The organism is Rhodococcus sp. BP22 (assembly GCF_014281965.1).
Lineage (GTDB): Bacteria > Actinomycetota > Actinomycetes > Mycobacteriales > Mycobacteriaceae > Rhodococcoides.
In genome coordinates this window covers 152,121-178,364 of sequence record NZ_JACFTB010000003.1, presented here as the reverse complement: position 1 = coordinate 178,364, position 26,244 = coordinate 152,121, and the positions used below count along the sequence as shown (strand labels likewise).

26 protein-coding genes are annotated in these 26,244 nt (G+C 62.0%); 7 read left to right on the top strand and 19 right to left on the bottom strand.

Annotated features, from left to right (window positions below; genetic code table 11):
- Nucleotides 1-125 precede the first annotated feature (125 nt).
- The 4 genes from H2510_RS20770 to H2510_RS08150 form a co-directional block, all read right to left on the bottom strand.
- Entirely contained in the window at nucleotides 126-860 is a 735-nt protein-coding gene (locus tag H2510_RS20770; protein ID WP_261392817.1) for a hypothetical protein, read from the bottom strand.
- Between the two features lie 133 nt (nucleotides 861-993).
- Complete coding sequence (bioD, locus tag H2510_RS08160) at nucleotides 994-1,674, bottom strand: dethiobiotin synthase (protein WP_186627815.1); 681 nt, start codon at nucleotides 1,672-1,674, stop codon at nucleotides 994-996.
- Entirely contained in the window at nucleotides 1,671-2,813 is a 1,143-nt protein-coding gene (locus tag H2510_RS08155; protein WP_186627814.1) for an 8-amino-7-oxononanoate synthase, read from the bottom strand. The genes bioD and H2510_RS08155 overlap by 4 nt, the downstream gene beginning before the upstream one ends.
- Before the next feature lie 13 nt (nucleotides 2,814-2,826).
- Complete coding sequence (locus H2510_RS08150) at nucleotides 2,827-4,095, bottom strand: adenosylmethionine--8-amino-7-oxononanoate transaminase (RefSeq protein ID WP_186628121.1); 1,269 nt, start codon at nucleotides 4,093-4,095, stop codon at nucleotides 2,827-2,829.
- Nucleotides 4,096-4,209: 114 nt separating this feature from the next.
- Between H2510_RS08150 and H2510_RS08145 the strand changes: the two genes are divergently transcribed.
- A complete protein-coding gene (locus H2510_RS08145) occupies nucleotides 4,210-6,183 on the top strand; it encodes an acyl-CoA dehydrogenase (protein ID WP_186627813.1) in 1,974 nt (657 codons plus the stop codon).
- A gap of 68 nt (nucleotides 6,184-6,251) precedes the next feature.
- Here H2510_RS08145 and H2510_RS08140 read toward each other — a convergent pair whose 3' ends face one another.
- The 8 genes from H2510_RS08140 to H2510_RS08110 form a co-directional block, all read right to left on the bottom strand.
- Nucleotides 6,252-7,406 carry a sorbosone dehydrogenase family protein gene (locus tag H2510_RS08140; protein WP_186627812.1) on the bottom strand — a complete coding sequence of 385 codons (1,155 nt, stop codon included), beginning with the start codon at nucleotides 7,404-7,406 and terminating at the stop codon, nucleotides 6,252-6,254.
- A 70-nt stretch (nucleotides 7,407-7,476) separates the two neighbouring features.
- Nucleotides 7,477-7,680 (bottom strand): heavy-metal-associated domain-containing protein, encoded by a 204-nt coding sequence (locus H2510_RS08135; protein WP_256895542.1) that lies wholly within the window; start codon nucleotides 7,678-7,680, stop codon nucleotides 7,477-7,479.
- Nucleotides 7,681-7,704: 24 nt separating this feature from the next.
- Nucleotides 7,705-7,986, bottom strand: coding sequence for a metal-sensitive transcriptional regulator (locus tag H2510_RS08130; RefSeq protein ID WP_084346193.1), 282 nt, complete (start codon nucleotides 7,984-7,986; stop codon nucleotides 7,705-7,707).
- Nucleotides 7,987-8,001: 15 nt separating this feature from the next.
- Complete coding sequence (locus H2510_RS08125) at nucleotides 8,002-8,250, bottom strand: hypothetical protein (RefSeq protein WP_315901292.1); 249 nt, start codon at nucleotides 8,248-8,250, stop codon at nucleotides 8,002-8,004.
- Nucleotides 8,247-8,711 carry a hypothetical protein gene (locus tag H2510_RS08120; RefSeq protein WP_397517345.1) on the bottom strand — a complete coding sequence of 155 codons (465 nt, stop codon included), beginning with the start codon at nucleotides 8,709-8,711 and terminating at the stop codon, nucleotides 8,247-8,249. The genes H2510_RS08125 and H2510_RS08120 overlap by 4 nt, the downstream gene beginning before the upstream one ends.
- A gap of 65 nt (nucleotides 8,712-8,776) precedes the next feature.
- Nucleotides 8,777-8,935, bottom strand: a complete 159-nt coding sequence (locus H2510_RS08115) for a hypothetical protein (RefSeq protein ID WP_176224685.1) — start codon at nucleotides 8,933-8,935, stop codon at nucleotides 8,777-8,779.
- Between the two features lie 72 nt (nucleotides 8,936-9,007).
- On the bottom strand, nucleotides 9,008-9,130 hold the full coding sequence (locus H2510_RS20765; RefSeq protein ID WP_261392816.1) for a hypothetical protein: 123 nt from the start codon (nucleotides 9,128-9,130) through the stop codon (nucleotides 9,008-9,010).
- A gap of 137 nt (nucleotides 9,131-9,267) precedes the next feature.
- A complete protein-coding gene (locus tag H2510_RS08110; protein WP_186627811.1) occupies nucleotides 9,268-10,062 on the bottom strand; it encodes an SDR family NAD(P)-dependent oxidoreductase in 795 nt (264 codons plus the stop codon).
- A 792-nt stretch (nucleotides 10,063-10,854) separates the two neighbouring features.
- On the opposite strand from H2510_RS08110, the gene H2510_RS08105 reads away from it, so the two are divergent.
- The gene (locus H2510_RS08105) at nucleotides 10,855-12,309 is read left to right on the top strand and encodes an ABC transporter substrate-binding protein (protein WP_186627810.1); all 1,455 of its coding nucleotides are present in this window, start codon (nucleotides 10,855-10,857) and stop codon (nucleotides 12,307-12,309) included.
- 100 nt (nucleotides 12,310-12,409) lie between these two features.
- Here the strand turns inward: H2510_RS08105 and H2510_RS08100 are convergent, their stop codons facing one another.
- On the bottom strand, nucleotides 12,410-12,964 hold the full coding sequence (locus H2510_RS08100) for a TetR/AcrR family transcriptional regulator (RefSeq protein WP_261392815.1): 555 nt from the start codon (nucleotides 12,962-12,964) through the stop codon (nucleotides 12,410-12,412).
- 446 nt (nucleotides 12,965-13,410) lie between these two features.
- On the opposite strand from H2510_RS08100, the gene H2510_RS08095 reads away from it, so the two are divergent.
- The 5 genes from H2510_RS08095 to H2510_RS08075 all read left to right on the top strand — a co-directional run bounded on the left by H2510_RS08095 (nucleotide 13,411) and on the right by H2510_RS08075 (nucleotide 19,498).
- A complete protein-coding gene (locus H2510_RS08095; RefSeq protein WP_397517337.1) occupies nucleotides 13,411-14,769 on the top strand; it encodes a flavin-containing monooxygenase in 1,359 nt (452 codons plus the stop codon).
- Nucleotides 14,769-15,911, top strand: coding sequence for a serine hydrolase (locus H2510_RS08090; protein ID WP_186627807.1), 1,143 nt, complete (start codon nucleotides 14,769-14,771; stop codon nucleotides 15,909-15,911). The genes H2510_RS08095 and H2510_RS08090 overlap by 1 nt, the downstream gene beginning before the upstream one ends.
- 66 nt (nucleotides 15,912-15,977) lie before the next feature.
- The gene (locus tag H2510_RS08085; protein ID WP_186627806.1) at nucleotides 15,978-17,015 is read left to right on the top strand and encodes an NAD(P)-dependent alcohol dehydrogenase; all 1,038 of its coding nucleotides are present in this window, start codon (nucleotides 15,978-15,980) and stop codon (nucleotides 17,013-17,015) included.
- 129 nt (nucleotides 17,016-17,144) lie between these two features.
- Complete coding sequence (locus H2510_RS08080) at nucleotides 17,145-18,398, top strand: phosphotransferase family protein (RefSeq protein ID WP_315901291.1); 1,254 nt, start codon at nucleotides 17,145-17,147, stop codon at nucleotides 18,396-18,398.
- Entirely contained in the window at nucleotides 18,398-19,498 is a 1,101-nt protein-coding gene (locus tag H2510_RS08075; RefSeq protein WP_186627805.1) for a hypothetical protein, read from the top strand. Before H2510_RS08080 ends, H2510_RS08075 begins: the two co-directional genes overlap by 1 nt.
- Nucleotides 19,499-19,755: 257 nt before the next feature.
- Here H2510_RS08075 and H2510_RS08070 read toward each other — a convergent pair whose 3' ends face one another.
- From H2510_RS08070 to H2510_RS08045, 6 genes are all read right to left on the bottom strand, one after another.
- Complete coding sequence (locus H2510_RS08070) at nucleotides 19,756-20,379, bottom strand: hypothetical protein (RefSeq protein WP_186627804.1); 624 nt, start codon at nucleotides 20,377-20,379, stop codon at nucleotides 19,756-19,758.
- Between the two features lie 16 nt (nucleotides 20,380-20,395).
- Nucleotides 20,396-21,370, bottom strand: coding sequence for a porphobilinogen synthase (hemB, locus tag H2510_RS08065; protein ID WP_186627803.1), 975 nt, complete (start codon nucleotides 21,368-21,370; stop codon nucleotides 20,396-20,398).
- A gap of 74 nt (nucleotides 21,371-21,444) precedes the next feature.
- On the bottom strand, nucleotides 21,445-23,007 hold the full coding sequence (locus H2510_RS08060; RefSeq protein ID WP_136171132.1) for a bifunctional uroporphyrinogen-III C-methyltransferase/uroporphyrinogen-III synthase: 1,563 nt from the start codon (nucleotides 23,005-23,007) through the stop codon (nucleotides 21,445-21,447).
- Complete coding sequence (gene hemC / locus H2510_RS08055; RefSeq protein ID WP_186627802.1) at nucleotides 23,004-23,990, bottom strand: hydroxymethylbilane synthase; 987 nt, start codon at nucleotides 23,988-23,990, stop codon at nucleotides 23,004-23,006. The genes H2510_RS08060 and hemC overlap by 4 nt, the downstream gene beginning before the upstream one ends.
- The gene (locus H2510_RS08050; protein ID WP_186627801.1) at nucleotides 23,987-25,369 is read right to left on the bottom strand and encodes a glutamyl-tRNA reductase; all 1,383 of its coding nucleotides are present in this window, start codon (nucleotides 25,367-25,369) and stop codon (nucleotides 23,987-23,989) included. The genes hemC and H2510_RS08050 overlap by 4 nt, the downstream gene beginning before the upstream one ends.
- Entirely contained in the window at nucleotides 25,366-26,184 is an 819-nt protein-coding gene (locus tag H2510_RS08045) for a redox-sensing transcriptional repressor Rex (RefSeq protein ID WP_186627800.1), read from the bottom strand. The genes H2510_RS08050 and H2510_RS08045 overlap by 4 nt, the downstream gene beginning before the upstream one ends.
- Nucleotides 26,185-26,244 lie beyond the last annotated feature (60 nt).

Here is a 26,244-nt window from a genome sequence, read left to right as displayed (position 1 = left end):
GAGATATTTTAGTGGCTGACTGCGCTGCGCGGGGTGTAGCAACGACAAAACCCGCCCGCCGAAGTTCCGCTCCCAGTAGGAGAAGAGACTTCGGCGGGCGGGCAGTAGAGAGCTACAGCTGAAATTTACGGTGCGCGGTGCTCGCCACCACGCGGGTCGTTCGGCAGGTGCTCGTCACCACGAACAACCTCGTCACCACGAACAACATTGTCACCACGAACAGCACTGTCACCACGAACAGCACTGTCACCACGAACAGCACTGTCACCACGAACAGCACTGTCCTCGTTGCCTACGACGCCGTCCGGACGCACGTTGCCGTCGCGAACTCCTTCGTCATGAACTGCACCCTCATGGCGATCGGTTACGTGATGGCCGGTGTCATGGTGGGCGGTGTCATTGTGGGCGGCGTCATGATTGCCGGTGTCATTGTGGCCGGTATGAGTGGCATTCGGGGCAACCATCTTCTCGGCGGATGCCTTGTCGACACTGCCCGACTTGCTGGCACCGGTCTTGGTGTTCACATCCGGATCGATCTTGTTGGCGCGGGCGAACTCTGCCTCCAGTTCGTCGCGCGAGGTTGCAGCATCACCCTGGTGGGTTTCCGCCTGCAACGACAGACGGCGAGCTTCGGCGGCCTTCGCCTCGGCATCGGCCTGCGAGCGGCGCGCTTTCGCGGCACTCTCGTCGGCAATCGCCTGGCGCTCCTCGACCTGCACGGACTTCTCAGCGGCCTTCTCACGAATACGCTCGGCTTCCACGCGTCGGCCGGACTTTTGCTTCCGGGCGAGCGCCAATGCAATCGCAACGATGAGCAGTACTACTACAACAGCAATCACTATCCATACTGCAGTGTTCATTTTCAGCCCCCAACTGTAGGTGTGGTTCATTGAGTACCCGACGCCGACGGCAATAAACGAAAAGTCCGGTTTTTCTCGCCGTTCTCAGCTTTCACCAGCGGCGCAGTGGTCGAAATCGTGAGCGAATCCGGTGTCACCGAAACAGAATGTCTTCGATTCCGTCGAACCATGACGGCGCTGCAGCGGTGAATTCGGGTGCGCTCAGCTTGCCCGCTCCTTCTGGTAGGCGGCCCAGCAGCGTCGCCGACGTCACCGAGGGCAGTTCTTCGAGGTTCGAGACCGCCGCTACATCCGGTGCACTCGGCCATGACCCGATCACCAAGCCTGCGCACCATACACCGGCAGTTTCCAGCGCGGACACGGTGAGAGCGGAATGATTGAGAGTTCCCAACTCCGCCCCGCAGACGACGAGGACCGGGGCGCCTACTCTGCGGGCGAGGTCGACAAGCGTGAACCCGTCGGTTCCCAGGCGTACTAGCAGCCCACCCGCCCCCTCTACGAGCACCACGTCCGCGTCGAGGGCGCGCACGGCATCGCAGACGTCTTCGAGTCGAAGTAGCGGCATCGAGCTACGACGAGCCGCGACGTCGGGTGCCAAGGGTTCCGGGTAGCGGGCCAGTTCCAGTAGATTTTCGACACCGGTGAGTCGAGAAATCTCTTCGAGGTCGCCCGGCTCGCCTGGTGCGATACCGGTCTGTGCGGGTTTACACACTGCAACAGAGCGTCCCGACGCGCGTACTGTCGCCGCGAGCGCCGCGGTGACGATGGTCTTGCCGACGTCGGTGGACGTTCCGGTTACGAAGAGAACGCTCACAGTAGTGATCGGTTCAGCACGGATCCCAATACTTCGCGAACGACGGTGAGATCGTCCTCGGTCAGCGTGGCCCGTGCGGTGAGTCGCAACCGCGAGGTGCCCTCGGGGACGGACGGTGGACGAAAGCAGCCGACGTGCACGCCTTGTCGGCGGGCGTACTGCGCGGCTTCATAGGCTTCGATCGCATCTCCGAGCACGACCGACACGACGGCCGATTGCGGTTCCGTCACTCCGACGATGTCGGCCAAATCCTGCGCCCGCTCGCGCACTGCGACTGCGCGCGCAGGTTCGCGCACGAGTACTGCGAGAGCGGCTCGAGCTGCCGCGACGGCCGCCGGCGCGAGTGCGGTGTCGAAGATGAACGGCCTTGCGACGTCGACGAGGTGCTCCCGCACTGCGGGCGGGCCCAGTACCACCCCTCCTTGGGAGGCGAGCGCCTTGGACAGCGTCGCGGTGATCACCAGGTCCGGCAGGCCGTGAAGACCGAGTTCGTGCACCAGGCCACGTCCGCCGGCTCCTCGGACTCCCAGGCCGTGTGCTTCGTCGACGATCATCAGAGCGGAGTACTTGCGGCACAGTGCATGTAGTTCGGTCAGCGGCGCGAGATCGCCGTCGGCGCTGAACACCGAGTCGGTGACCAGGAGTGCTCGCTCTTCCTGCCTCGTCTGCAGCGTCCGCTCGACTGCGCCGAGGTCCGCTCGGTCGAATACCTCGATTCGAGCGCGCGAGAGCCTGCAGGCATCGACGAGCGAAGCGTGGGAGGCCGAGTCGGACATCACGAGTGCGCCACGCCCCGAAAGTGCCGACACCACAGCAAGATTCGCGGTATATCCCGAGGAGAACACCAGCCCCGATTGCGCGCCGACGAAGGCTGCGAGTTCGGATTCGAGCTCACAGTGCAGCGTCGTCGTCCCGGTGACAAGCCTCGATCCGGTCGAGCCGGTGCCCCAATCACGCACGGCAGCGCAGGATGCTTCGACAACTTCGGGGTGGCGAACCAGGCCGAGGTAGTCGTTCGACGCGAGATCGATGACCGAGTCGCCTCGACGGCGTACGTTCGGCGTGCGATGTAGCCCGAGCGTTCGGCGGGTGTTCGCCGCTTCGGTCAGCCAGTCGAGTGTGCTCACTCGAGACACCATACTTGAACAGTGTTCAAGTTGCTGAGGCGATAGCCACCATTGCCGTCGCGATGCGCTCCACGTCCTGCTTCTCGCACACGTACGGCGGCATGGCATAGACCAGCCTGCCGAACGGACGAAGCCACACACCATGAGCCACAGCCGTATCCGTCGCGAGCTGCATGTCGACGGGTTCCTTCATCTCGATCACCCCGATCCCACCTCGCACTCGGACGTCCGCAACACCGGACAGTGCCTGCGCCGGCGCCAAACCCGAGCGCAGGCCCGATTCGAGTGCAGCAACCTCCGTACGCCACTCTCGGGCGAGAAGTAACTCGACGGCAGCAACCGCAACCGCACACGCCAACGGATTCGCCATGAACGTCGGGCCGTGCATCAAGCCACCGGCCTCCCCTGCACTGATGACCTCCGCGACCTCCGAAGTGCACAAGGTAGCTGCCAGAGTCATGTACCCGCCGGTCAAAGCCTTACCGACGCACATGACGTCCGGGGCAACGCCCGCGTGTTCGGCCGCGAAGAGTGCACCGGTTCGACCGAAACCAGTGGCGATCTCGTCGAACACCAGCAAGACATCGTGGTCGTCGGCCATCCGACGCAACTCGGCGAGATAGCGCGGATCGTGAAACCGCATCCCGCCCGCACCCTGCACTACCGGTTCGACGACGATCGCCGCGATCTCGCCTGCGTTGCTCGCGAGAATCTTCTCGAACAGTGCGACGTAGTCCGGATCGAATTCACTCGGAGGAACGGGGGCGAAGATCTGGGCGTTGAGCACGTCGGTCCACAGCGTGTGCATCCCGCCGTCGGGATCGCAAATGCTCATCGGCGCGAACGTGTCTCCGTGATAACCGCCGCGCCAGGTCAACAATCTGCTCTTGCGGGGCAGACCGCGACTGCGCCAGAACTGAATACACATCTTGACCGCGACCTCGACCGAGACCGACCCGGAATCGGCGAAGAACACCTTGTCGAGGCCATCCGGGGTGATCGACACCAGAAGTTCCGCGAGCCGAGCGGCCGGTTCGTGGGTAAGTCCGCCGAACATGACGTGACTCATCTTGCCCAGCTGGTCCAGCACCGCCGCGTCGAGCACCGGATGGCGATATCCGTGCACGGCCGCCCACCACGAGCTCATGCCGTCGACCAACTCGCGGCCGTCGCTCAGTCGCAACCGGACGCCGGCTGCACTCTCCACGACAAGTGGTGCGGTCGAGGCGGGAAAGCCGCCGTACGGGTGCCAGACGTGCGCGGCATCGGTTCGCAGAATCTGTGAGGTATCGATGCGCCGACACTAAAGGATCGATGGATGCGGGAGGTTCTGCGGTGCGGCCGAAATTATCTGTGGCCTTCCTGACCCTTCACTCCCGGCGCGGCGGCCGAAAGGTTACCGTCGAGTATGGCAACCACTTCTGAGCACCTTCGCAACACATTGGACGGCCGCTGGCGTGATGTGAAGAACGAGGCACGCAGGCAACTCGTTCGAGATGAGTTCCGTCCGCACTACACCCCGAACACCGTGATCGCCCGCACCAAAGCTTTGGAACAAATGAAGCTACTTGCTCGAAACGGCGTAGCCGAAGACGGTTTCAAGAAGGAACACGGCGGCGGCGGAGACGTCGGCGGGGCCGTGACGATGATCGAGATGCTCGCCATGTCGGACCTCTCACTGATGGTCAAAGCCGGAGTGCAATGGGGACTGTTCGGCGGAGCCATCGAAAACCTCGGCACCGAACGCCATCACGAGGCCTACGTGCGGCCCCTCATCGACCTCGACCTTCTCGGCTGTTTTGCGATGACGGAGACCGGCCACGGCAGCGACGTGCAGGCTCTCGAGACCACCGCGACGTACGACGCCGATACCGGCGAATTCGTCGTGCACTCCCCCACGCCGTCCTCACGCAAGGACTACATCGGCGGCGCAGCCGAAACTGCTACCGTCGCAGCAGTATTCGCACAGTTGATCACAGCAGGACCGGGCGAGGAACCGGAAGGACACGGAGTCCACTGCTTCTTCGTTCCGTTGCGTGACTCCGACGGCGCAGACCTCCCCGGAGTTACGACGAGCGACTGCCAATACAAGGGCGGACTCCCCGGAGTCGACAACGGACGCATCATGTTCGACCACGTCCGCATTCCGCGCGACAACCTGCTCAACAAGTACGCCGACGTCGCCGCGGACGGCACGTACTCCTCACCGATCGAGAATTCGAGTCGACGCTTTTTCACCATGCTCGGTACGTTGATTCGTGGTCGCGTCACAGTCGGTGGCAGCGCGGCCGCAGCTGCTCGCGTCGCCCTGGCTATCGCGACGCAATATGCCCTGCAGCGCAGGCAGTTCACGGCACCGGATTCCGAAGAAGAAGTCCTCATCATGGACTACCTGGTGCATCAACGTCGACTGTTCCCACTGATCGCCAAGTCCTACGCGTTGCAATTCGCTCAGAACGAGCTCGTGGCAAAGATGCACGAGCTTCAGACGAGTGACGACCCGGATCCAGAGGAGCAGCGCGAGTTGGAGTCCCGCGCAGCGGGGTTGAAAGCGGCGAACACCTGGCACGCGACCGCCGCAATTCAGGAAGCGCGCGAAGCCTGCGGTGGCGCAGGCTATCTGGCCGAGAATCGACTCATCTCGCTCAAAGCGGACACCGATGTGTTCACCACGTTCGAGGGTGACAATCACGTGTTGACGCAGCTCGTCGCGAAAGAGCTACTCACCGCCTATGCCGACGACGTGAAGAGCATGAGCCCGGTCGAGTGGGTTCGCTTCGCCGCGGAGTTCGCCGGCGATCGCGTGATCAAACGCACTGCAGCACAGACGATCATCCAGACCATCCTCGACACTCGCCAAGACAACGAGGAAGAGGGATCGCTGTTCAATCGCGGCACGCAGGTAGGCATGTTCGAGGATCGCGAGAACTATCTTCTCTCGACGGTCGCACGGCGCCTGCAGAAGAACTCGAAGGAAATGAGTGCGTTCGACGCATTCAACTCCGTCCAGGACCATGTGTTGCACGCAGCGCGCGCACACATCGATCGGATCGTTCTCGAAGCGTTCTGCGCCGGTATCAACTCGTGTGAAGACGAAGCAGCCAAGAAGATCCTCGAGCAGGTGTGCGATCTCTATGCACTCTCCGTCATCGAGGAGGACAAAGCCTGGTTCGTCGAGCACCGCTATCTCTCGACGGAGCGATCGAAGGCCGTCACCCGCGGGATCAACGAGCGGTGCCGCTCGCTGCGTCCGCACGCACTCGAGCTGGTCGAGGGCTTCGGCGTGCCGGAAGGACTCCTCGGCGCCGCCATGCTCGGTCATCCGGGCGCGGGAAGCGACGAGGAGTCCGCAGATCATCCGAGCAAGGCTCACGCAGTCTGACGCCGCCATAAGTCGGGGACCATCGCCGGTTGCGTGATGGTCCCCGACTTATGGAGGGCATATGGGCATCATCGAGGAGATATGCGCAGCACCTTGTCATCCGAGCCGTTGTCGGTGGTAACCAGAAGCGAACCGTCGGGCAGGCTCGTGACCGAACGGAGCCTGCCGTACTCGTTCTCGAGCGCAACGGCATGCTGAGCGACCCCAGTACCGTCGTCCGTCAGCTTCAGAAAAACCAGCTTCTGGCCCTGTTGACTCGAGACGACAGCTGCGCCGTTCCACTCACCCCACGCTGCGCCATCGGCGAATGCCAGCCCTGGCGTCGCAATCGTCGGTGATCCGGAACTCCAGACCGCAGCGCGTGCACCCGGCACGCGATCGGAGTCGGTCATCTCCACCGACTCGTCGTAGATTCCCGGCTCGCGATCCGGCTTGTATCCGTAGTTCCCGCCGGGAACCAAGAGGTTCAGTTCGTCGTCCCGGCTCGTGCCCTGCTCCACCTCGTACAGTCTGTCGGTGCCGGGCGCGAATGCCAGACCCTGCACGTTGCGATGTCCGAGTGTGTACACGCGGTCGGGTGCGTCTGCGGCGGGCGAGCCGTCGGCATCGATATGAAGCACTTTGCCGCCCAGTGAAGTTCGATCCTGCGGGACAGTCGGGCTCGCAGTGTCCCCGGTTCCCACGAACAGCGAACCATCTTCTGCAGCCAGGATTCGGCAGCCGCCATGACGGCCGTTGCCGGCGACCGGGATACCGTCGAGCACGGTCGCGACCCGCGTCAATTCAGTCCAGGCCGCGTCGACGGACCAACGAACGACGGCGATGCGGTTTCCCTCCGGGTCGCCTGAACTGTCCATTCCAGCGCCCTCGCCGAGGACGCCTTGGCAGGTGTACAACGTTCTGGACGAGGAAAAATCCGGTGCCAGTTCGATTCCCATCAGACCGGTTTCACCCTCGGCATAGAGATCGCCGAGATCGGCTTCGAGGTCTGCCACCGATCCGTCCGCACGCTCGACTAAAAATCGGCCCGACCGTTCGCCGGTCAGTATTGCGCCGTCGGGCGCCGCGACCACATCCCATGGCCTGCTCAGGCCGTCCAGTTCGGTTGTCACATCCAGCGCAGGTGCCCCGCTGTCATCCCGGGCAACCGATCCGGAGGAACAGGCCAGAGTAATCGCCATGATCGAGACGAGAATGCCGGAACCGGACAGCAGTGTGTTCATCGCATTGCGCCGGATGGTCTGCCCACGCGGCGATTCGTTTTCGGGTACACGATCAGGTGCCGTTCTCTCATCAGGACACGAGTGTGTATCCCGCTTCGGTGACCGCGGAAGCGATGGCAGCCGCGTCGATGTCCTGATCGCTCGTGACGACAACTTCACCGCTGGCGACGTCGACGTCCACGCCGCTCACGCCTGCCAGCTCGGATATTTCCTCGGAGACCGATGCGGCGCAATGCTGGCAGGTCATTCCCTCGACGATGTACTTGTTCTGCACTTTTTCACCTTTCTGGACAGGGAATCAGGATCGGACGAGTCGCGCGATCGCGTCGGACGCTTCTTTGACCTTGGCGTCTGCCTCGGGGCCACCTTTGCGTGCCGCCTCGACGACGCACCCGGCGAGGTGCGCGTCGAGCAATTTCAGCGATACCGACTGCAACGCTTTCGTTGCCGCAGACACCTGAGTGAGTACGTCGATGCAGTAGCGATCCTCGGTGACCATCCGCGAAATGCCCGCAACCTGTCCCTCGATGCGCCTGAGCCTCTTCAGCAGGTCGTCTTGTTCAGTGGCATAGCTGCTCATAGGCCCACCATACCCCTACCGGGTATGCGGAGGTGGCTGGAGGAGTCGTCGAACGCCATCGATCAGCAACAACCCTGCGATGACGACACCCACCGCACCCAGCGCGATCCATGGCCCGGCATAACGGGTGGAGACATACTCGGGCCCACCGTTGCCGGCCGCAGCGAACAGCGTCTCGGTCACACCAGCGTTCCAACACAGGATCGCAAGAGCCACGAACATGACTGCGGAGACGATCTCGGCGACGGCGATTCCCCGGATCACGAGTACTCGATTCGCGCATGTTCGAGTGCCGCCCGCAGTGCGTCGTCGTCCTTGGCCCATGCCTGTACGAGAGCCCCACCTTTCACCCGCAGACCTATCGCGGTGCGTCGACGTGGCACCGAATGTAATTCACCGAGCACTCGCGCTGTCTCCCACTTCTTCGGTTCGTAGTCGCCATCGGAGTAGTCGATCGGAGGCAGCACCTCGTCTATGTCCGAGATGTCGAGGGTCTCGATCCCCTGCCGTAGTTGCTGAGGCGTCACCGCGACGCTGACATGCCTACGCGCGGCACTGACCTGTACGTAGGTGAACCCGACCAGGATGAGTGCAAACAGCGCCAGAGCGAGCCAGTGGACAACGGGGCCGGTCAGGAGTTCGATCACCAACACCAGCACGCAGAACAGCGGCCCCCACAGCAGTGCCCGCCAGCGAGCGCCTTCTTCGCCGAACAGCAATTCCATGTCCGGCAACGGCGAACCGGCCTCGCGTCCATATGTCACTGTGCAAGCGCCCCGGGTCGGAGGCGTCAGCTACTGACGACAGCGGGCAGGACGATCGCGATCGCCGCGAGGATGCCCATGGTCACTACGAGGCCGATCAACAGCAACTCCATCCGCATGCTGTGATCCACACGCTCGGTGCGATCGACATGGGGAGTTTGCCTGGCCTCGGTCCGAACCTGCATACGACTCCTCTGACCGCCGATTGTGATGGATTTCACGCTAGCTCAGGCGGCCACGGAAGACAAAACCACAGGTCAACCCGCACTGAATCCGAGCGCCATGATGAATACCGCAACGGATACTGCCAGCAGCAAACCGAGAAGCGCCCAGGGCTTACCGCGCTCCTGCTCGACCTCGCGGACTTCCGATTGCGTCATGTGGGATCCGATCACTCGAGGATGATACCGAGTGATGCTATTCACACGGACAGAGAGGGGGTGCAAGTGACACGCCGACAGTCAATTCTGGCGTGAAGCGAGAAAATTTTCGGCGGACTGCGGAATCTACAGAACGGTCACTCCGACTGGCGTTGAAAGTTCGGATAACCCGTGGTCGTCCAACCGCCGTCCACCGTCAGCGCTGCACCGGTGATATACGCTGCGTCCTCGCTCGCCAAGTAAAGACACGGTCCTGCGATCAACTCTGGTGTAGCAGGGAATCCCAAGGGTATTCGCTCCAAGTATGCCCGCACCAACGACTCGTCGCGGAGCACGGAAGAGACAAGAGGCGTGTCGACGAGCCCTGGTAGGACTGCGTTGACTCGGATCGCGTCTTCTGCCAGTTCAAGGGCCGCGTTTCGGGTGAACATCTCAACTCCAGCCTTGCCAGTAGCGTAGGCACTGCCACCAATCATCGGCATCCGAGAGTTGACTGAAGCGACATTGACGATCGAGCCGGGCCACGCATGCTCTCTCATTACTCGCGCGACGTGTTTGGTACACAGGAAAACAGCCTTCTGCACCAGGTCAATGGTGAAATTCCAGTCGTCTTCCTGTAGGTCAACGATCCGATCGTTCCGCGCCGCACCAGCCACGTGGAAGGCAAGGTCCATACCGCCGAGTTCACTTGCGGTCGTCTTTACTGTTTCCGCTACTTCACGTTCATCGGTCACATCGGCAGTCATAGGGACAAAATTGGGGCCAAGCAGTTCTGCGACATTTGCAAGCGCATCGGCGTTGATGTCCACACCAGCAACGCGGGCACCTTCTGCCACCAAACGCGAGGCGATCGCACGACCTATCCCCGACCCCGCTCCGGTGACGAAGGCGACCTTGTCCTGAAATCGATCTGAAATATTGCCGTCTTTCATGGCAGGAGTACCACCCTTCCGAGATCACGCCATCTTCCGCGCGATCAAGCTCGTGAATATTGTCTGACAAATAGGGTCTCGATCTATGCGGTGACTCGTCTTTGTGCGCACGGCGTCGGCTGGGAGAGCAATCAGTCATTGCATTCGCGGCAGAAGCTCGCATGTGAAGGACTATCTAGACACTTCAGCGCCGCCTGTCGTCGCCTGCACCGTTTCCCCGGAATTCTGCCGTCGAGCCGGATTGTCCTATGTGGTCCTCCTAGAACCAGCGCTTGGATGACGAACTGCCCGTTCTTGCCTGATGGACGGTCTAGCCATGGTTGATGCCGCCGAGACGCTCAAACGTCAACCTGCGACCTTCCAGGTGCCTGATTACAGCGGACCGCTTCCACGTACCTGAAGCGATACCCGTCGGGCTTGTCATCTGGCCCTCTCTTGACAACGAAGGTGTGTCTCAGGTCATAATGAGCCGTCGATGGCGGCATGTCAACCAAGTGGTCAATGCATCAGCGAAACTGTCGGAAAGCTTGCCAATTGCTCATCGGGCGCGGTTGTGCAGCTTTTCAGGGCCACGCCAATGAAGAAGCGGACGATGTGCGATCGACAAGGAACACGACCCCACACGAAGAAACGGGACCCTCAGTGAATCCAATTGGTAGACGATTACGACGCAGGTATTTGGGCGTCCTCGGCGTATGTCTTGTTTCGATTCTGGTCATCACAAGCTGCGGCAGCGACGGGGCCAACGAAAAGGTCGTGTACCAGGACCTTTCCACCGGGGTAGTTGGAGATATGTCCGACGATGCTCCCTCGCGTGGCGGCCAGATTTCCTACGCAACCTACAACGGTGTCTCCAGCCTCGACCCCGCGGCGCGCCAAGATGGCGGGGCCACCGGCGGCACAGAGATGGCCGCAATCTACGACCTACTCATACGCTACGACCTAGAGTCGCGCGAGTACGTCCCTCAGCTCGGGGAATCCCTAAGCGGAAACGACGACAGCACGGAGTGGACGCTCACACTCCGCGATGGTGCCAAATTCAATGACGGCACCCCCGTAGACGCCGATGCGGTGGTGTGGAGCATCAATCGCTACGTCGAGAAAGCCGGCACGCACGCTCAAATATGGTCAACTAGCGTGGCCGATTCAGTGGCACGTGATAGCAGCACTGTTGTCTTCTCGCTGAAGCAGCCATGGAATGAGTTTCCCAGCATGCTCGCCACTGGCCCGGGCATGATCGTTGCCCCTTCAGCTGAAGATGGCGGCCAATTCACACCAGTCGGAGCCGGCCCGTTCACCGTAGATAAGTTTTCACCGCAGGAAGAACTTATCCTCAGCGCCCGACCGGACTATTGGGATGGTGCCCCGAATGTAGACACCGTGCGGTTCCCCGCGATCGTTAGTGAGCCGGGCAAACTCGAGACACTACAGGCCGGCGGAATCGACCTCGCATACTTGCGCTACCCAGACAACGTGCACGCGGCGCTCGACGCGGGACTTCCGGGGCTTGTCTATAGCGCCTCTATGGGCGGAGTTGGCCTGATCAATCAGCGTGAAGGCCGCGCTGGCGCAGACCTACGCGTCAGAAAAGCCATCGTCGCCGGGATAGATCCTGAAGCTTTCGATACTCGGTTTTCCAACGGGCTAGGTTTGCCTAGCTCGTCGCTGTTCCAGGATTGGTCCGAGTGGGATAGCGATGTGGAGCCCTCCGGTTACGATCCCGAAGCAGCCCGTCGCTACCTAGATGAGGCCAAAGCCGATGGCTACGACGGCAAGCTCACCTATGTTGGGATGGCTGACGTCCAGAAGGATGCACTTGCATTCCAGGCAATGTTGAACTCCGTCGGATTTGATGTCGAGATCGATTACGTACCCAATATCAACGCACTCCTGAACGCCGTTTATGTCAAGAACGACTATGACCTGCTGTACTCGGGATTCAATGTTCTCGATGAGTCCCCGTTCACCCGCCTGTATGGCAACCTGCACAGCAAATCAAAATCCAACGTGCTCGGCTACGCCGATCCGCAGATGGATGGGCTGCTCGCAGATCTACAGACCGCTGGCGACAAGCAGCAACGCCAGTCCGTCCTCGATGAGATCCAAATGCTGGTCAATGAGACCGCTCCGATGGTGACCATAGATGCTGGCCGCTACTACATCCCGTGGAACGACAACATCCACGGGATCATTCCGAGCTCTGATGGCATTCTGCTCTTCAACCAAGCATGGCGCTCTGGCAACTGAGAATGCTTCACAACAGGATGTGCACCTAAGTCAGAGAGGTTATGACTGTGCATCTGCAGCCTCAACGACCTGAACAACCGAGTATCCCCGACGGCACGACCTAGTGTCGTGCCGTCGGGGGCTGCAGGGCGGCGAACCAGATGTCGCCCAATACCGCTGCCGCCGCGTCGCCGGAGTACTCGATCGTCCCTTGGACAGCCCACCTGGTGAAGAAGCGCTCGAGCTGGCTCACCAGCAGTTCGACGCGCAGCCGCGCCTCGTCTTGCCGATCTGCTCCCCAACGCTTCAAGTAGGAAGGCATCGCCATAGGCAAATCGTAGATTGCTTGTTTCGCGATGGCCTTGAACTCTGGTTCGAGCGTGAGCGCCTCGTCCCAGGCTGGAAGAATATCTTTGTTCGCCTCGAACCAGGCGAGCGACTGACCGACCCACGCGGTGAAATCCGCTTGCAAGCCGGACTCCAGCGTGCGGTCGAGGTCAGCATAGATCTCGGTCGGGCGCTTCTCCATCGTCTCCGCGCCGATCTTCTGCAGCACGTCCATCTTGCTGCTGAAGTGCAGGTAGAAAGTCGCCCTACTGCAGCCGACCTCAGAAGCGATGTCATCGATGGTCACCGCCGCATAGCCGTGGGAGACGAATAACTCGCGCGAGGTCATCAACAACTTGAGCCTCGTCTGACGCTTCTGCTCATCCCGCAACGTCATCGCCGGGGCGTCCCATCACACAGCTGCGCAGTCACTTGCGATGCTCCCCTCAGATTCGCGGCACGTCCCCACTGAATTCTACCGACGGGTCGTCGGCGAATAAAACCGTGACCACGTCTCCAGCGGAGGGCACGGTACTGGCTGCGCATTGATGGTCGGACCGGTTGACCAAAACACCACAGTATTCGAAGGCCACTGTAGGCAGAACCGGAATCCGAGTCATCGAATACCCGGGCAACGGCCCAGGCACATGGTGGGCTCCTCGGGCCCGCTGCGCGCCCGTATGGAACACATCTCGTTATTTACTAGACAAGTAGTCAGTGAGTGTTAAAGTGTGAGATAGAACATAACCACGTCGGCTGCAGAAGAGCGTCGACCACATGAAAGCTAGGTGCCTCGTGAGCTCACTGCCCACCGTTTGCATCATCGGAGCCGGCTGTTCCGGATTCACCACAGCCAAGCGTCTCAAGGACTACGGCATTCCATTCGACTGCTTCGAGGCCTCGGACGATGTGGGCGGGAACTGGTACCACAACAACCCCAACGGCTGGTCCTCCTGCTACGAGTCGCTGCACATCGACACCTCGACCAGTCGTCTGCAGTTCGAGGAGTTCCCTGCTGGCGACGACTGGCCGCACTTCCCCCACCACTCTGTGATCCACCAGTACTTTCGCGACTACGTCGACCACTTCGGTCTTCGCGAGCTGATCACGTTCAACACCACGGTCGAGAACGCGGTCCGCCAGCCCGACGGCAAGTGGGCTGTCACACTCGACACCGGCGAGACGCGGTTGTACGAAGCCCTGGTGGTGGCAAACGGCCACCACTGGGATCCGCGGACGCCGGAGTACCCCGGCGAGTTCGATGGCGACATGCTGCACAGCCACACCTACCGAAGCCCGTTCGAGCCTGTGGACATGCGTGGCAAGAATGTCATCGTTGTCGGCATGGGCAACTCTGCACTGGACATTGCTTCCGAACTTTCGCACCGCTCGATTGCCAAGCACGTCTGGGTTTCCGCTCGCCGCGGTGTCTGGGTCCTGACCAAGTATCGCGGGGGCAAACCAGCGGACAAGATGATGATGCCCATGTGGATTCCCAAGAGGATCGCGCTGAGGATCGCGCGGAAGAACATCAAGAAGCAACTCGGCACCATGGAGTCTTACGGGTTGCCCAAGCCCGACCACGAGCCCTTGGGCTCGCACCCCTCGGTGAGCATCGACTTCTTGGCCAAGGCTGGATCCGGCGATGTCACCTGTGTTCCCGGGATCGCGCGGCTCGACGGCGACGCTGTGGTCTGCACCGACGGCACCAGGATCGTTGCGGACGCAATCGTCTTCGCCACCGGGTATAACATCACCTTCCCGTTCTTCACCGATCCCGCCATCGTGCCGGACGAGGAGAACCGGCTGCCGTTGTTCAAGCGCATGATCAAGCCGGGAATCGAGAATCTGTACTACGCCGGACTGGCGCAGTCCTCGCCCACCATCGTCAACCTCGCAGAACAGCAGAGCCATTTCATAGCTCGGCATCTAACCGGCGAGTATGAGCTACCGAGCGTCGGTCAGATGCAGGAGATCATCATGCGCGACGAGCGAGAGCACCTCAGCCAGTACTACGCAGCCGCTCGCCATACGATTCAGGTGGACTTGCGCCGATACACGCGGGATCTGCACAAGGAGATCGCCGCCGGCGTGAAGCGCGTTGCGGAGAAGACCCCCGGCGTAAAGACCCAATCGGTAAAGGTCTCCGTCTGATGGCACCGCTCCGGGGTGTGTGCGTACCCCGGTATGGCGAGGTCCGCAAGCTGCTGCAAGGCAACATGGACGCTGGTCTGGAGGTTGGCGCCTCCCTCTGCCTGATCGTCGACGGCGAGGTCGAGATCGACCTGTGGGGCGGAGTCGCCGATATAGAGACGGGCCGAGAGTGGGCCCAAGACACCGTCACCAACACATACTCCCTGACCAAGACCATGACAGCACTCGTCGCCCTGCTGCTGGTCGAGCGCGGCCAGTTGAATCTTGACGCCCCAGTGTCGACGTATTGGCCGGAGTTCGCTGCCGAGGGCAAGCAATCGGTGCTGGTTCGTCATATCCTCGGCCACACATCGGGCGTCTGCGGCTGGGAGCAGAGGGTCTCGGTGACCGACATCTACGACACGCAGAGTGCCGCGTCGTTGCTTGCGGCGCAGGCACCCTGGTGGACACCGGGCGAGGGCTCCGGCTATCAGGCGCTGAACCACGGTCACCTGATTGGCGAGATCGTGCGACTGATCACAGGCCGGACGCTCGGCGAAGTGTTCGCAGAGGAATTCGCGGGGCCCATGTGTGAGGACTACTGGATCGGGACGCCGCCCGACATCGATGCACGCGTCGCACCGTTGATCCCGCCGCCCCCTAGCGAGTTCGACTTTTCTGCGTTGCCACCGGAGGGCGTGTTCGTGAAGACGATGACGAACCCCGCGATGCCCACCTCGATTTCCACCGACCGGGATTTTCTCGCGGCCGAGATCGGTGCCGCGAACGGCCAAGGAAACGCTCACTCGGTGGCTCGGCTGCAGTCGTTGATTTCCCATGACGGCGTCGTGGATGGGCGGAAGTACCTCTCGCCCAGCACGATCGAGAGGATCTTCGAGGTCCAAGCCGATGGCGTGGACCGTGTCCTGGGCACCCACATCCGCTTCGGTGTCGGTTACGGCCTACCTAGCCCAGACTCGATGCCATCGATCCCCGACGGCCGTATCTGCTGGTGGACCGGCTATGGCGGCTCGCTGGTAATCAACGATCTGGACCGGCGGATGACCATGGCATTTGTAATGAACAAGATGGCCCCGCAGCTCGTGGGTGCACCCAACGTCAATGGCTACCTCGACGCGGTGTACGCCGCGATCGATAACTGATTCGCTCCAGCCCGGCCCCCTCCTCATGAAAGTCGAGACCACACGATGTGGACACCCCCCGCGACAATGAAGGCTATTCAGGTCACCGCTCCGGGCACAGTGGAGCTGACGGAGGTACCGGTGCCGACGGCCGCCCCTGCTGACGTACTGCTCAAAGTGACCGCCGCCGGAATCTGCCATTCGGACCTGTACCTTGTGCACTCCACGAGCGTCCGGGACCGGCCGCTGACTCTCGGCCACGAGATTGCCGGCACGATCGTCGCGGTAGGCACCGCAGTGGAGGGAATCGCTGTCGGTGAGGCCGGTGTGGTCTACCTGTGCTGGTCATGCGGGGTGTGCCGCGCATGTGCTACGGGATACGAGAACGCCTGTCTGGCCGCGGGTCGTGCAGCGATGCCGCCGTGTCCAGGGCTCGGCCCGGATGGCGGCATGGCCGAGTATGTCCGGGTCCCCGCATCTTCGTTCGTCCCCAGCGGAGATTTGGACCCGACGCAGGCAGCCCCGCTTGCCGACGCCGCCCTTACGAGCTACCACGCGATTCACGGCGCTCGAGAACATCTGCGCCCCGGTGGTACCGCCGTCGTCATTGGAGTCGGGGGCCTCGGCCACATCGGTGTGCAGATACTGCGTGCCATCAGTCCGGTTCGGGTGATTGCTGTCGACGTCGACGCCGGCAAGCGGACGCTGGCGACCAGTCTGGGTGCCGACCTCGCTATGAACGCCGACGAGCACACCGCAGCCCGCATCCTGGAGTGCACAGATGGCCTGGGCGCGGATGCTGTGTTCGATTTTGTGGGAGTCGACGCTACTGCCAAACTCTCCGTCCAGGCGGTGGCACCGGGCGGCGCGTACCGGATGATCGGACTCGGTGGCGGCGAACCGGGAGTGGCCGCCGACGCAGCTCTCGGAGACAGCTGGCCATGGGGCGCATCTATCAAGAAGACCTACGCGGGTACCCGCCGCAACCTGATCGACTCTCTCGCGCTGGCCGCCGACGGCAAGATTCGCGTCGAGGTCGAAACCTTCCCTCTCTCAGCCGGCGTCGAGGTCCTCGGACGCCTCGAGAACGGCCTGATCTCCGGAAGGGCGGTACTAATTCCATGACCAACACGAGTAATTCGGCCCCGTGCTGCCGATCGTGGCCTACAGCAGCCTGGTAGAAGTCCCTGCTCAGGTCGACGGTCAGGAGTTTTACTCAGGTGCGTCCGTGTGGTCCGCCGACGCGGAGCGCGGGTGGTCGAGGGGTTCGAGGCCAGCATCGACGATTTCCTGACCACCCGCGTCGTAAATCAACCAGCTGCCTCGAGAGGGAGCCGGACAAGATACACAATTGGAGAGCCGAGTATGGCAAATAAAGATGAGATCCCTGCTGGGGTGAACACGACGGTCACCACCACACAGACCAACCTGACCAACCTGCGTAGGGATCTGCGGGACTGGCTCGCGAAGCAAACCGGCGATCCGGATCTGAGAGTCGAGGAAGTCAGTCGCAATAGCTCCACCGGGATGTCCAGTGTCTCGGTGCTGTTCAGCACCGTGCGGATCATCGACGGAATCACAAAACGTACTCCGCAAGTGCTGCGGATGGTCCCGGAGGAATCCGCGCTCCCAGTGTTTCCTGAGTATGATCTACGCGCACAATCCAGGGTGATGAACGCTGTCGCAGACTTCGGCGCGGTTCCTGTCCCGCGAGTCCGCTGGATCGAGGACATCGGAGACGTGTTGGGCCGGCCATTTCTGGTTATGGACCGCGCGGAAGGCCATGCGCCACAGGACAATCCCCCGTATGTGTTCGACAGTTGGATGCTCGGTGCCAATCCGAGCCGACTAGCAGAGCTGCAGCGCAACTCCATCGTAGTGATGGCTGAAATCCATCGCACCCCGAATCCCGAGGCTATCCTCGGCCTGTCCCCCGGACAGACCCCACAGCAGCGGCTGCAGTCGGTGTTCGATGAGGCGTGGTCCTATTACGAGTGGACCCTGAACTCCGGCGGAATGCGCATCCCATCGATCGAGGCGGGATTTGACTGGGTACGCGCGCACTGGCCTTCCACAGTCTCGAACACCACTCTGTGCTGGGGTGATGCCCGGATCGGCAATATCCTCTACGACGGCGTGGTGCCGACAGCCGTGCTGGACTGGGAGGCCGCCACAGCTGGCCCACCCGAGCTCGACGTCGCCTGGTTCATCTTCTTCCACAGGATGTATCAAGATATGGCTGACGCCTTCGGCAGACCGGGCTTGCCGAAATTCCTGCGTCCCGCAGACGTCATCGACGAGTTCCAGCAAATCTCTGGCAGGAAGCTCAACGACATGCGCTTCCATTTGGTCTTCGCGGCTGTACGGTGCGCGATCATTTTCGCCCGCATCAAGCAACGGACTGTGCATTTCGGCGATACCACAGCACCCGCCACCGCCGACGAATACGTACTTCACCACAGCATGCTCAACCAACTCATCCATGACAAATACGAATGGAGTATCTAATGTTTCCGGATCCCCTCGACGAGTTTCCCATCCACCAGGTCCCGCTCTCCATGGCCCGCACCGAGACCAGTGATCGGAACTTCTACGACCGCTACTATTTCAACGCCCACGATCAGACCGGCGATATTTTCCTCGTCTCTGGCTTCGGCGTATACCCCAATCTCGGAGTGGTCGATGCTTTCGCGACAGTCAAACGAGGCACCGACCAGCGTGCCGTCCGCTTCTCCGACGCGCTGCAGACCCGTTATAACTGCAACCGGGTGGGGGACTACAGCATTGAGGTCATCGAGCCTCTGCAGAAGATCCGCCTACTCTGCGAGCACCCCGACCTGTCCTTCGACCTGACGTGGGAGGGCTCGTTCCCGGCGATCCTCGAGGAGCGACACCTATTGATGAACAACCTGCGCCCCAACCTCGACGCCTCACGCTTTGCGCAGCTCGGTTCCTGGTCTGGTGCCATCACCGTGGATGGCGACGACTACACCATTGACCCCTCGATCTGGATGGGCAGCCGCGACCGCTCGTGGGGCATCCGACCGTCCGGTGACCCGGACCCAGGCGGTCGGCTAGCCGAGACACCCGCGGAGGGGTTCTGGTGGGTTTACTGTCCGCTGCGCTTCGAAGAGTTCGCAATCCTGTTCATCGCTCAAGAGGACGCGAACGGGCACCGCTCACTCAACAACGCCATCCGGGTATACAAGGACGGCCGCGTCGAACAACTAGGCTGGCCGCGAGTGGAGATCGTCTACGCACCCGGTAGCCGTCGGATGACCACCGCGCGTCTGCATATGACGGACCCCCAGGGCAAGCCAGTGCTGGTGGATCTAACACCGAAGACGTCGATCACGCTACAAATCGGCGGCGGCTATGGCTCCGACCCAGAGTGGAGCCATGGACGCTGGATGGGTGCGGACTGGAGTCTGTCATCCCGGTACGACACCACCGAGTCCGCACTCGCACAGCGCAGCTTCACCGGCGTCAACGAATACGTGGTTGTGGCCGATTGTGACGGAGCCAAGGGCTCGGGAATGTTCGAGCATCGCGTGGCCGGCATTCACCGGCCATCCGGCTTCGACACAGCCATCACCCTCGCGAAATGACCGGCCTCCATCGTCGAAAGTAAGCACTGGCAGCGCCTGGGCAATTCCTCGGTAGTACGTATCGTTCATGAGCATCGAAGAAGAACAACGCGGCGACCGCGTAATCTCCCTTAACATTGACCGGCCCTCCGACCGTCCGCCGCATGCCCAGGCAGCATGCGGCGGACGACTGCCGTACGGACAGGTGGTGTCGACGATGGAATGGTGCTCGTTGCCAGAAATACATTTGCGATGTGGCGCAAGTTACACGCCGACAGTCAATTCTTGCGTGAAGCGAGAAAATACTCGTTGGACTCCTTGCGGTGCATCAGATAGATCGCACCGGCTGCGAGGACACCTTGCGCGATACCAGCCACCGCCATCGACAGCGACAATGCACCGTCGGCGGAACCGAGTCCGAACAGCTGAGGCAACGCAAGAACCACTGTCACCGTCCCGATCATCGTCAGGACCATCCGTGCCCACATCCGACCGAGCCGCATTTTGTTCACCCAGAACAAGAACAGCGCTCCGAAACCCACTCCTAGGAAGACCATGAAGACGAGCGCTGCGGTCAGGTAACTCTCCGCCGACTCCGCGGTCAGCGGCACGGATGGCTGCTGGAGCGCGACATCGTCGACGAGTTGCTGCGCGAAGATCGACTTGTCGCCGTAGACGACAACGAGCGTCATCAGCAACTCGAGCATGCCCAGTAGGGCTACGCCCCACCACAGATGCCGCGAAGTCTCGACGTCCACCGGCGCCGGTCGTTGGACGGACTCGAGCGGCAGGGCATCGAACGACGGAATATTCATCGACGGCGGGCCGTGTTCGGCCTCCCAGCGTTCCCAGTCCGGCTGTGGCCGGGGACTATCGCCTTCGGGGTGCGATGGATCGGTCATCTCTCACCGTGCTCGGTCATAGCCACCCAGCTGCTTCCGACGCCCAATAGGTCAACACCACATCGGCGCCGGCCCGTCGAATACTGGTCAGGGACTCCAGTATTGCCGCGTCGCGATCGATCCAACCGTTCTGCGCGGCCGCGGTGATCATCGAGTACTCACCCGAAATCTGATATGCGGCAACAGGAACCGGAGAAATATTGGCGATGTCTCGCAGAATATCGAGATACGACATGGCTGGTTTGACCATCACCATATCCGCCCCCTCCGCCAAGTCGAGCTCGACTTCGTGGGCAGCTTCGCGGCGATTGGCCGAATCCTGTTGGTAAGTACGCCTATCACCCTGCAGCGAAGACCCGACTGCCTCCCGGAAAGGACCGTAGAAAGCTGACGCGTACTTGGCCGAATAGGCGAGCTGTCCGACGGCGTCGTGGCCTGCCGCATCCAGACCTTCCCGGATCGCGGCTACCTGCCCGTCCATCATTCCGCTCGGCCCCAATAGATGCGCGCCGGCATCTGCCTGCGACAAAGCCATCTCGACGTACCGTGCCAGCGTCGCATCGTTGTCCACGACGCCGTCGGCGGTCAGTACGCCGCAGTGTCCATGATCGGTGAATTCGTCCAGGCACGTGTCCGCCATCAGCACAGTCGAGTCACCGAGATCGGCCTTCAGGCGCCGAAGTCCGCGATTGAGGATTCCGTCGGGATCACTTGCTCCGGAACCCTCCGCGTCCTTGTCCTCAGGGCGTGGCACGCCGAACAGCATCAAACCACCCACGCCCGCCGCCACGGCCTCTTCTGCCGCAACGCTCAGGGAGTCGAGCGTGTGCTGAAAGACACCGGGCATCGACGAAATCTCTCGCGGCTCACTCAGCCCGTCCGCCACGAACATGGGCAACACCAGATGCCGCGCTTGCAAAGACGTTTCAGCCACCAACCGACGCAACGCCGGAGTTCGGCGCAGTCGGCGGGGGCGGTCTACGGGAAACAACTGTACGGGCCCTCCTTCGTCGTGCAGTTGCGTGGAAACAGCTCTACCAGAGCTATTTCCACGCAACGTGGGCGTCAGCGCCTGCGACTCTTCTTACGCGGGGGCGGCAATGCACCTTCGGCACGCAGACGAGCAGCATGCTCGGCCAGTGCCTCGATGAGCGGACCGACCTGTGCGGTTTCCGGCTGAACGTCGACCCGCAGACCGAACTCGACAGCAGTCTCTGCCGTCTTCGGACCGATGCACGCAACGAGCGTGCGTGCGTGCGGCTTCCCAGCGATACCGACGAGATTTCGAACAGTCGAACTCGACGTGAAGCACACTGCGTCGAATCCTCCGGTCTTGATCATCTCGCGGGTCTCGGCGGCAGGCGGCGCAGCGCGCACGGTTCGGTAGGCAGTGACATCGTCGATCTCCCACCCACGCTCACGAAGTCCTTCCGCAACCGTTTCGGTAGCAATATCGGCACGCGGCAACAGAACCCGATTGACCGGGTCGAACACCTCGTCGTACGGCGGGAAGTCCTCGAGAAGACCGAGAGAAGACTGCTCGCCCGACGGCAGCAGTTCGGGGTTGATACCGAACGACCGAACCTTCTCCGCCGTCGCTTCGCCGACGCACGCGATCTTCACACCCGAAAATGCACGGGCATCGAGACCGAACTCTTCGAACTTCTCCCACACGGCGCGAACCGCATTGGTCGAGGTGAAGACGACCCACTGGTACCTGCCGTCGACGAGTCCCTTGACCGAACGCTCCATCTGAGCGGGGCTACGCGGAGGTTCGACGGCAATGGTCGGAACCTCGATCGGGATGGCACCGTGCGTCACGAGACGATCGCTCATCTCGCCTGCCTGATCCTTGGTGCGTGGCACCAGAACGGTCCAGCCGTACAGTGCGCGAGACTCCCACCAGGACATCTTGTTTCGGCCCGAAACGACCTTGCCGACCGTGACGACGAGCGAACCGACGAGCTCACTGCCTGCATCGTTCAGCGTGGCGAGAGTGGCCTCGACGGTGCGCTGCTGACGAGTCGTGCCCCGGACCGTGATGGCCGCGGGTGTCTGCGGAGCGAGACCGTGTTCGACGAGCGCACTGGCCGTCTCGGCCAGATGCCCCGACGTCGCGTGCAGTACGAGCGGCCCGGGTGCGGCAGCAAGCGCCGCCCAGTCGACCTCGCCTCGGACGTCGGCCTCGGTGTGTCCGGAACCCAACGCCATTCCGGCGTAGCTCGGCACCGCTGATCCCGACGGCAGTCCGGGAAGAACCTCGAACTGAACCTGTGTACGTGCGACAGCGTTGACCTCGGCAATGACCGAGTCGGTGGTCAACGGATCCCCGGACACCAGACGCACGACATCGTGGCCGTTCTTAGCCTCGGCCAGGAGGGTTTTGGCGACCTCGGCAGGCTCGCCGAGTGCCGGTCGGACATCGACTCCGGTCTCGCCGGTTTCAGGGTCGCGCGGAAGATCGTGACCGACGAGCGCGATAACGCCCTTGTCGACATCGGGATCGGTGAACGCGAGTTCGGCGGAGCCGAGTACTTCGCGGGCTCGGACCGTCAGCAGAGCTGGGTCACCCGGCCCCGATCCCACGAACAGGATCCGTCCGTTGGCATTCTTGCGGACTGGGCTCATCGGTTGTTCTCCAGTGCTTTCTTGTGTGGGTGGTGAGAAGCATTAGCTGCCGGCTCGGTTATGTCGACCAGCTTGCGGGCGCCGAGATCGAGCATCTCGCGGGCCAGGTCGCGGCCCAGCTCCTCTGCATTGTCGGTGGAACCGACGATCGACGCGCGAATGGAATCGCTGCCGTCGAGTGCGGCCACGCAGGCACGCAGCGACAATTCTTCGAATACACGGCCGCTCTCGTCGATGGACTCGACGATGTCGGCGATGGCACCCACGGGAGCCGAGCATCCTGCTTCCAATTCAGCCAGCAGACCACGTTCGGCGGCAACGCAGGTGCGCGTGTTCATGTCGTCGAGCGTGCGAATCGCCTCGATGAGGTCGGTATCGGCGATCCTGCATTCGACGGCCAATGCACCCTGCGCCGGAGCAGAGATCATCTGCACCGGATCGAGTGCTTCGGTGATGACGTCGAGCCTGCCGATCCGAGCGAGTCCGGCCCGTGCCACGACGACGGCGTCGAGTTCTCCGGACGCCACCTTCCCGATACGAGTGTCGAGGTTGCCCCGCAGGGGCCTGACATCGAGACCCTGGCCGAGTGCGCGCAACTGCGCTGCACGACGCGGCGCCGACGTCCCGACGGTTGCTCCCACGGGTAGCTCGCCGAGTACCAGGCCGTCACGAGCGACCAGCGCGTCGCGCGGATCTTCCCGCTCGGGGATCGCAGCAATGACGAATCTTTCGTCGGGAGCGGTAGGCAGGTCCTTGTAGGAGTGCACTGCGATGTCGACCTTGCCGTCGGTGAGTGCCTCACGCAACGCCGCAGTGAACACGCCGACTCCGATGGTCTGCACCGGAGCGGCCGACATATCACCGGCAGTTTTGATGATCACGAGTTCTGCATCGAGACCTGCTGCGATCAGCCCACGCCGAACTGTGTCGGCCTGGGTCGTTGCGAGCAGGCTTCCTCGTGTTCCGATTCTTACGACGGTCACCGCTGTGGTCCCTTCTTGCCGTCGATCCGGCTGGCAGTGAAATCGTCCACGAGTTCCATTCCATTGATCTCGATCGGGCTGGCGACAGCGTCGACCGTTCCCGGGCTCAGTTCGAACAACTCCCGCAGCGCTGCTGCATAGGAGTCGCCGCCAGGGGTGGTGGCTAGTTGCTTGACGCGGACAGTGGGCGAATGCAGGAGCTTGTCCACGACGCGTCGCACTGTCCGGGCGACCTCGTCGCGCTGCGGCGAGTCCAGGCTGGGCAGTCGCGAATCGAGTCGCATGAGTTCTGCTTCGACGACCTCGGCGGCGCGCTGGCGTAGCGCTGTCACTGTCGGGGTGACCTCGGCGAGGCGTTGACCGGCGAGGTATCCGGAAAGTTCGGCGGAGACGATTTCACGAGCGGCAGCAGCGTCGGAAGATGCCGCGCCTGCAGCCGGGTCCCGTTGGAGGGACTCCATATCGAACACGCTGACGCCGGGTAGCCCAGCGACCGTGGGATCGACATCGCGGGGCAGTCCGAGATCGCAGATGGCAAGAAGTCGCCCTGGATCTCGCTGGGCAAGCGCGAGATGTGCATCCGCGAGGGAGACGACAGCACCGACCGCGCCCGTACAGGTGACCAGCACGTCGCCGTTCGACAGTGCAGCGGGGAGTTCGTCGAAATCCATCGCCGACGCGGCCACACCGGCGGAGATTGCAGTTTCAGCGAGGTGCTCGGCACGTTCGCGGGTGCGGTTGACCACGATCAGGCGACCGATTCCGGCACGTCCGAGATGTGCCACGGACAGTCCGCCCATGGCGCCGGCGCCCACCACTACGGCAGTCTTTCCTGCGAGGCTCCCACCGAACATCGCCGCTGCGCGCTCGATCGCCACCGAAACGACGGATGCGCCGGCGGAATCGATTCCGGTCTCCGAGTGAACGCGCTTGCCGACGCGCAGCGCCTGCTGCGCAAGTTCGTGGAGCACTCGACCGGAAGCCTGCTGGTTGTCCGAGGCCGCGTAGGCAGCACGAATCTGTCCCAGAATCTGTTGTTCGCCGATGACCATCGAATCGAGGCCACTGGCGACGGCGAAAAGATGCTCGACGGCTGCTTCGCTGTATCGAACGTATGCGTGCTGGGTCAGTTCTTGCACTTCCAGACCGGAGTGCTCGGCAAGCACTTCGCCGACTGCGGTCAGAGCGCCATGGAAAGCGTCGACAACGGCGTAGACCTCGACGCGATTGCACGTCGAGACCACCATGACTTCGGAGATAAATCCGGTAGCCATGAGATTGTCGGTAAGTTTCGGCCGATCCGTGTCGGTGACAGCGACACGTTCGAGAACTGCGACGGGAGCGCTACGGTGCGAAATCCCGACGAGAAGGACACTCACGGTGCAATCACCGATCCGTTTCTTGTCGAACTGCTAGGGCTGATGGCTCCGGGTAAGGAGCCGGGCGTCACTCGTGGTCCTCGGCTACGTCCGAGGCGCGGATTTCCGGGCCGACTCGGCGATCCATGAGCTGCCTCGTTTCGCGAACTGTTGAAAGACAGAACCTGCATCTCCACTGCCAGATCGACTCGACGCACCTCGACACTATCCGGCACGTCGAGCATCACCGGGGAAAAGCTGAGGATGCACTCCACGCCGCCTGCGACGAACGCGGAGGCAACACTCTGAGCGGCCGCGTCGGGGGTGGCGATCACACCGATCGTGGCTTCGAGTTCGCGACACGACTGTTCCAACAGGTCCACGTGTAGGACTTCGAGTCCATCGATGTCGGTGCCCACTCTCTTCGCATCCCGATCGAAAAGTCCGACCATCGAGAATCCGCGACGGCCGAAGCCGCCGTATCGCGCAAGTGCCTCACCGAGATTCCCGACACCGACGAGGACGACCTTGTGTCCACGATCGAGACCGAGTGCGCTCTCGATCTTGGCCCGCAGGCGCATGACGTCGTAACCGACTCCACGCACGCCGTTGGGGCCGAGGAAGGAAAGATCCTTGCGCAGTTTTGCCGAGCCGACACCCGCGGCGTTGGCCAGTTCTTCGCTCGATACGATGATTACTCCGTCGTCGGCAAGAATTCCGAGGACCCGCAAGTAGGCCGCTAAACGCGTCACCGTAGCCTGTGGAATAACGCGTTCGACCCCAGCAGACCGTTCAACGGTCGCCGGTACAGCCGGGCGCTCTTCGGTCACGTTCATGGCTCCTCGTCCGAACGGCAGCGATGCCGGTCCTCACGCTGATCCTGATACATCCAGATC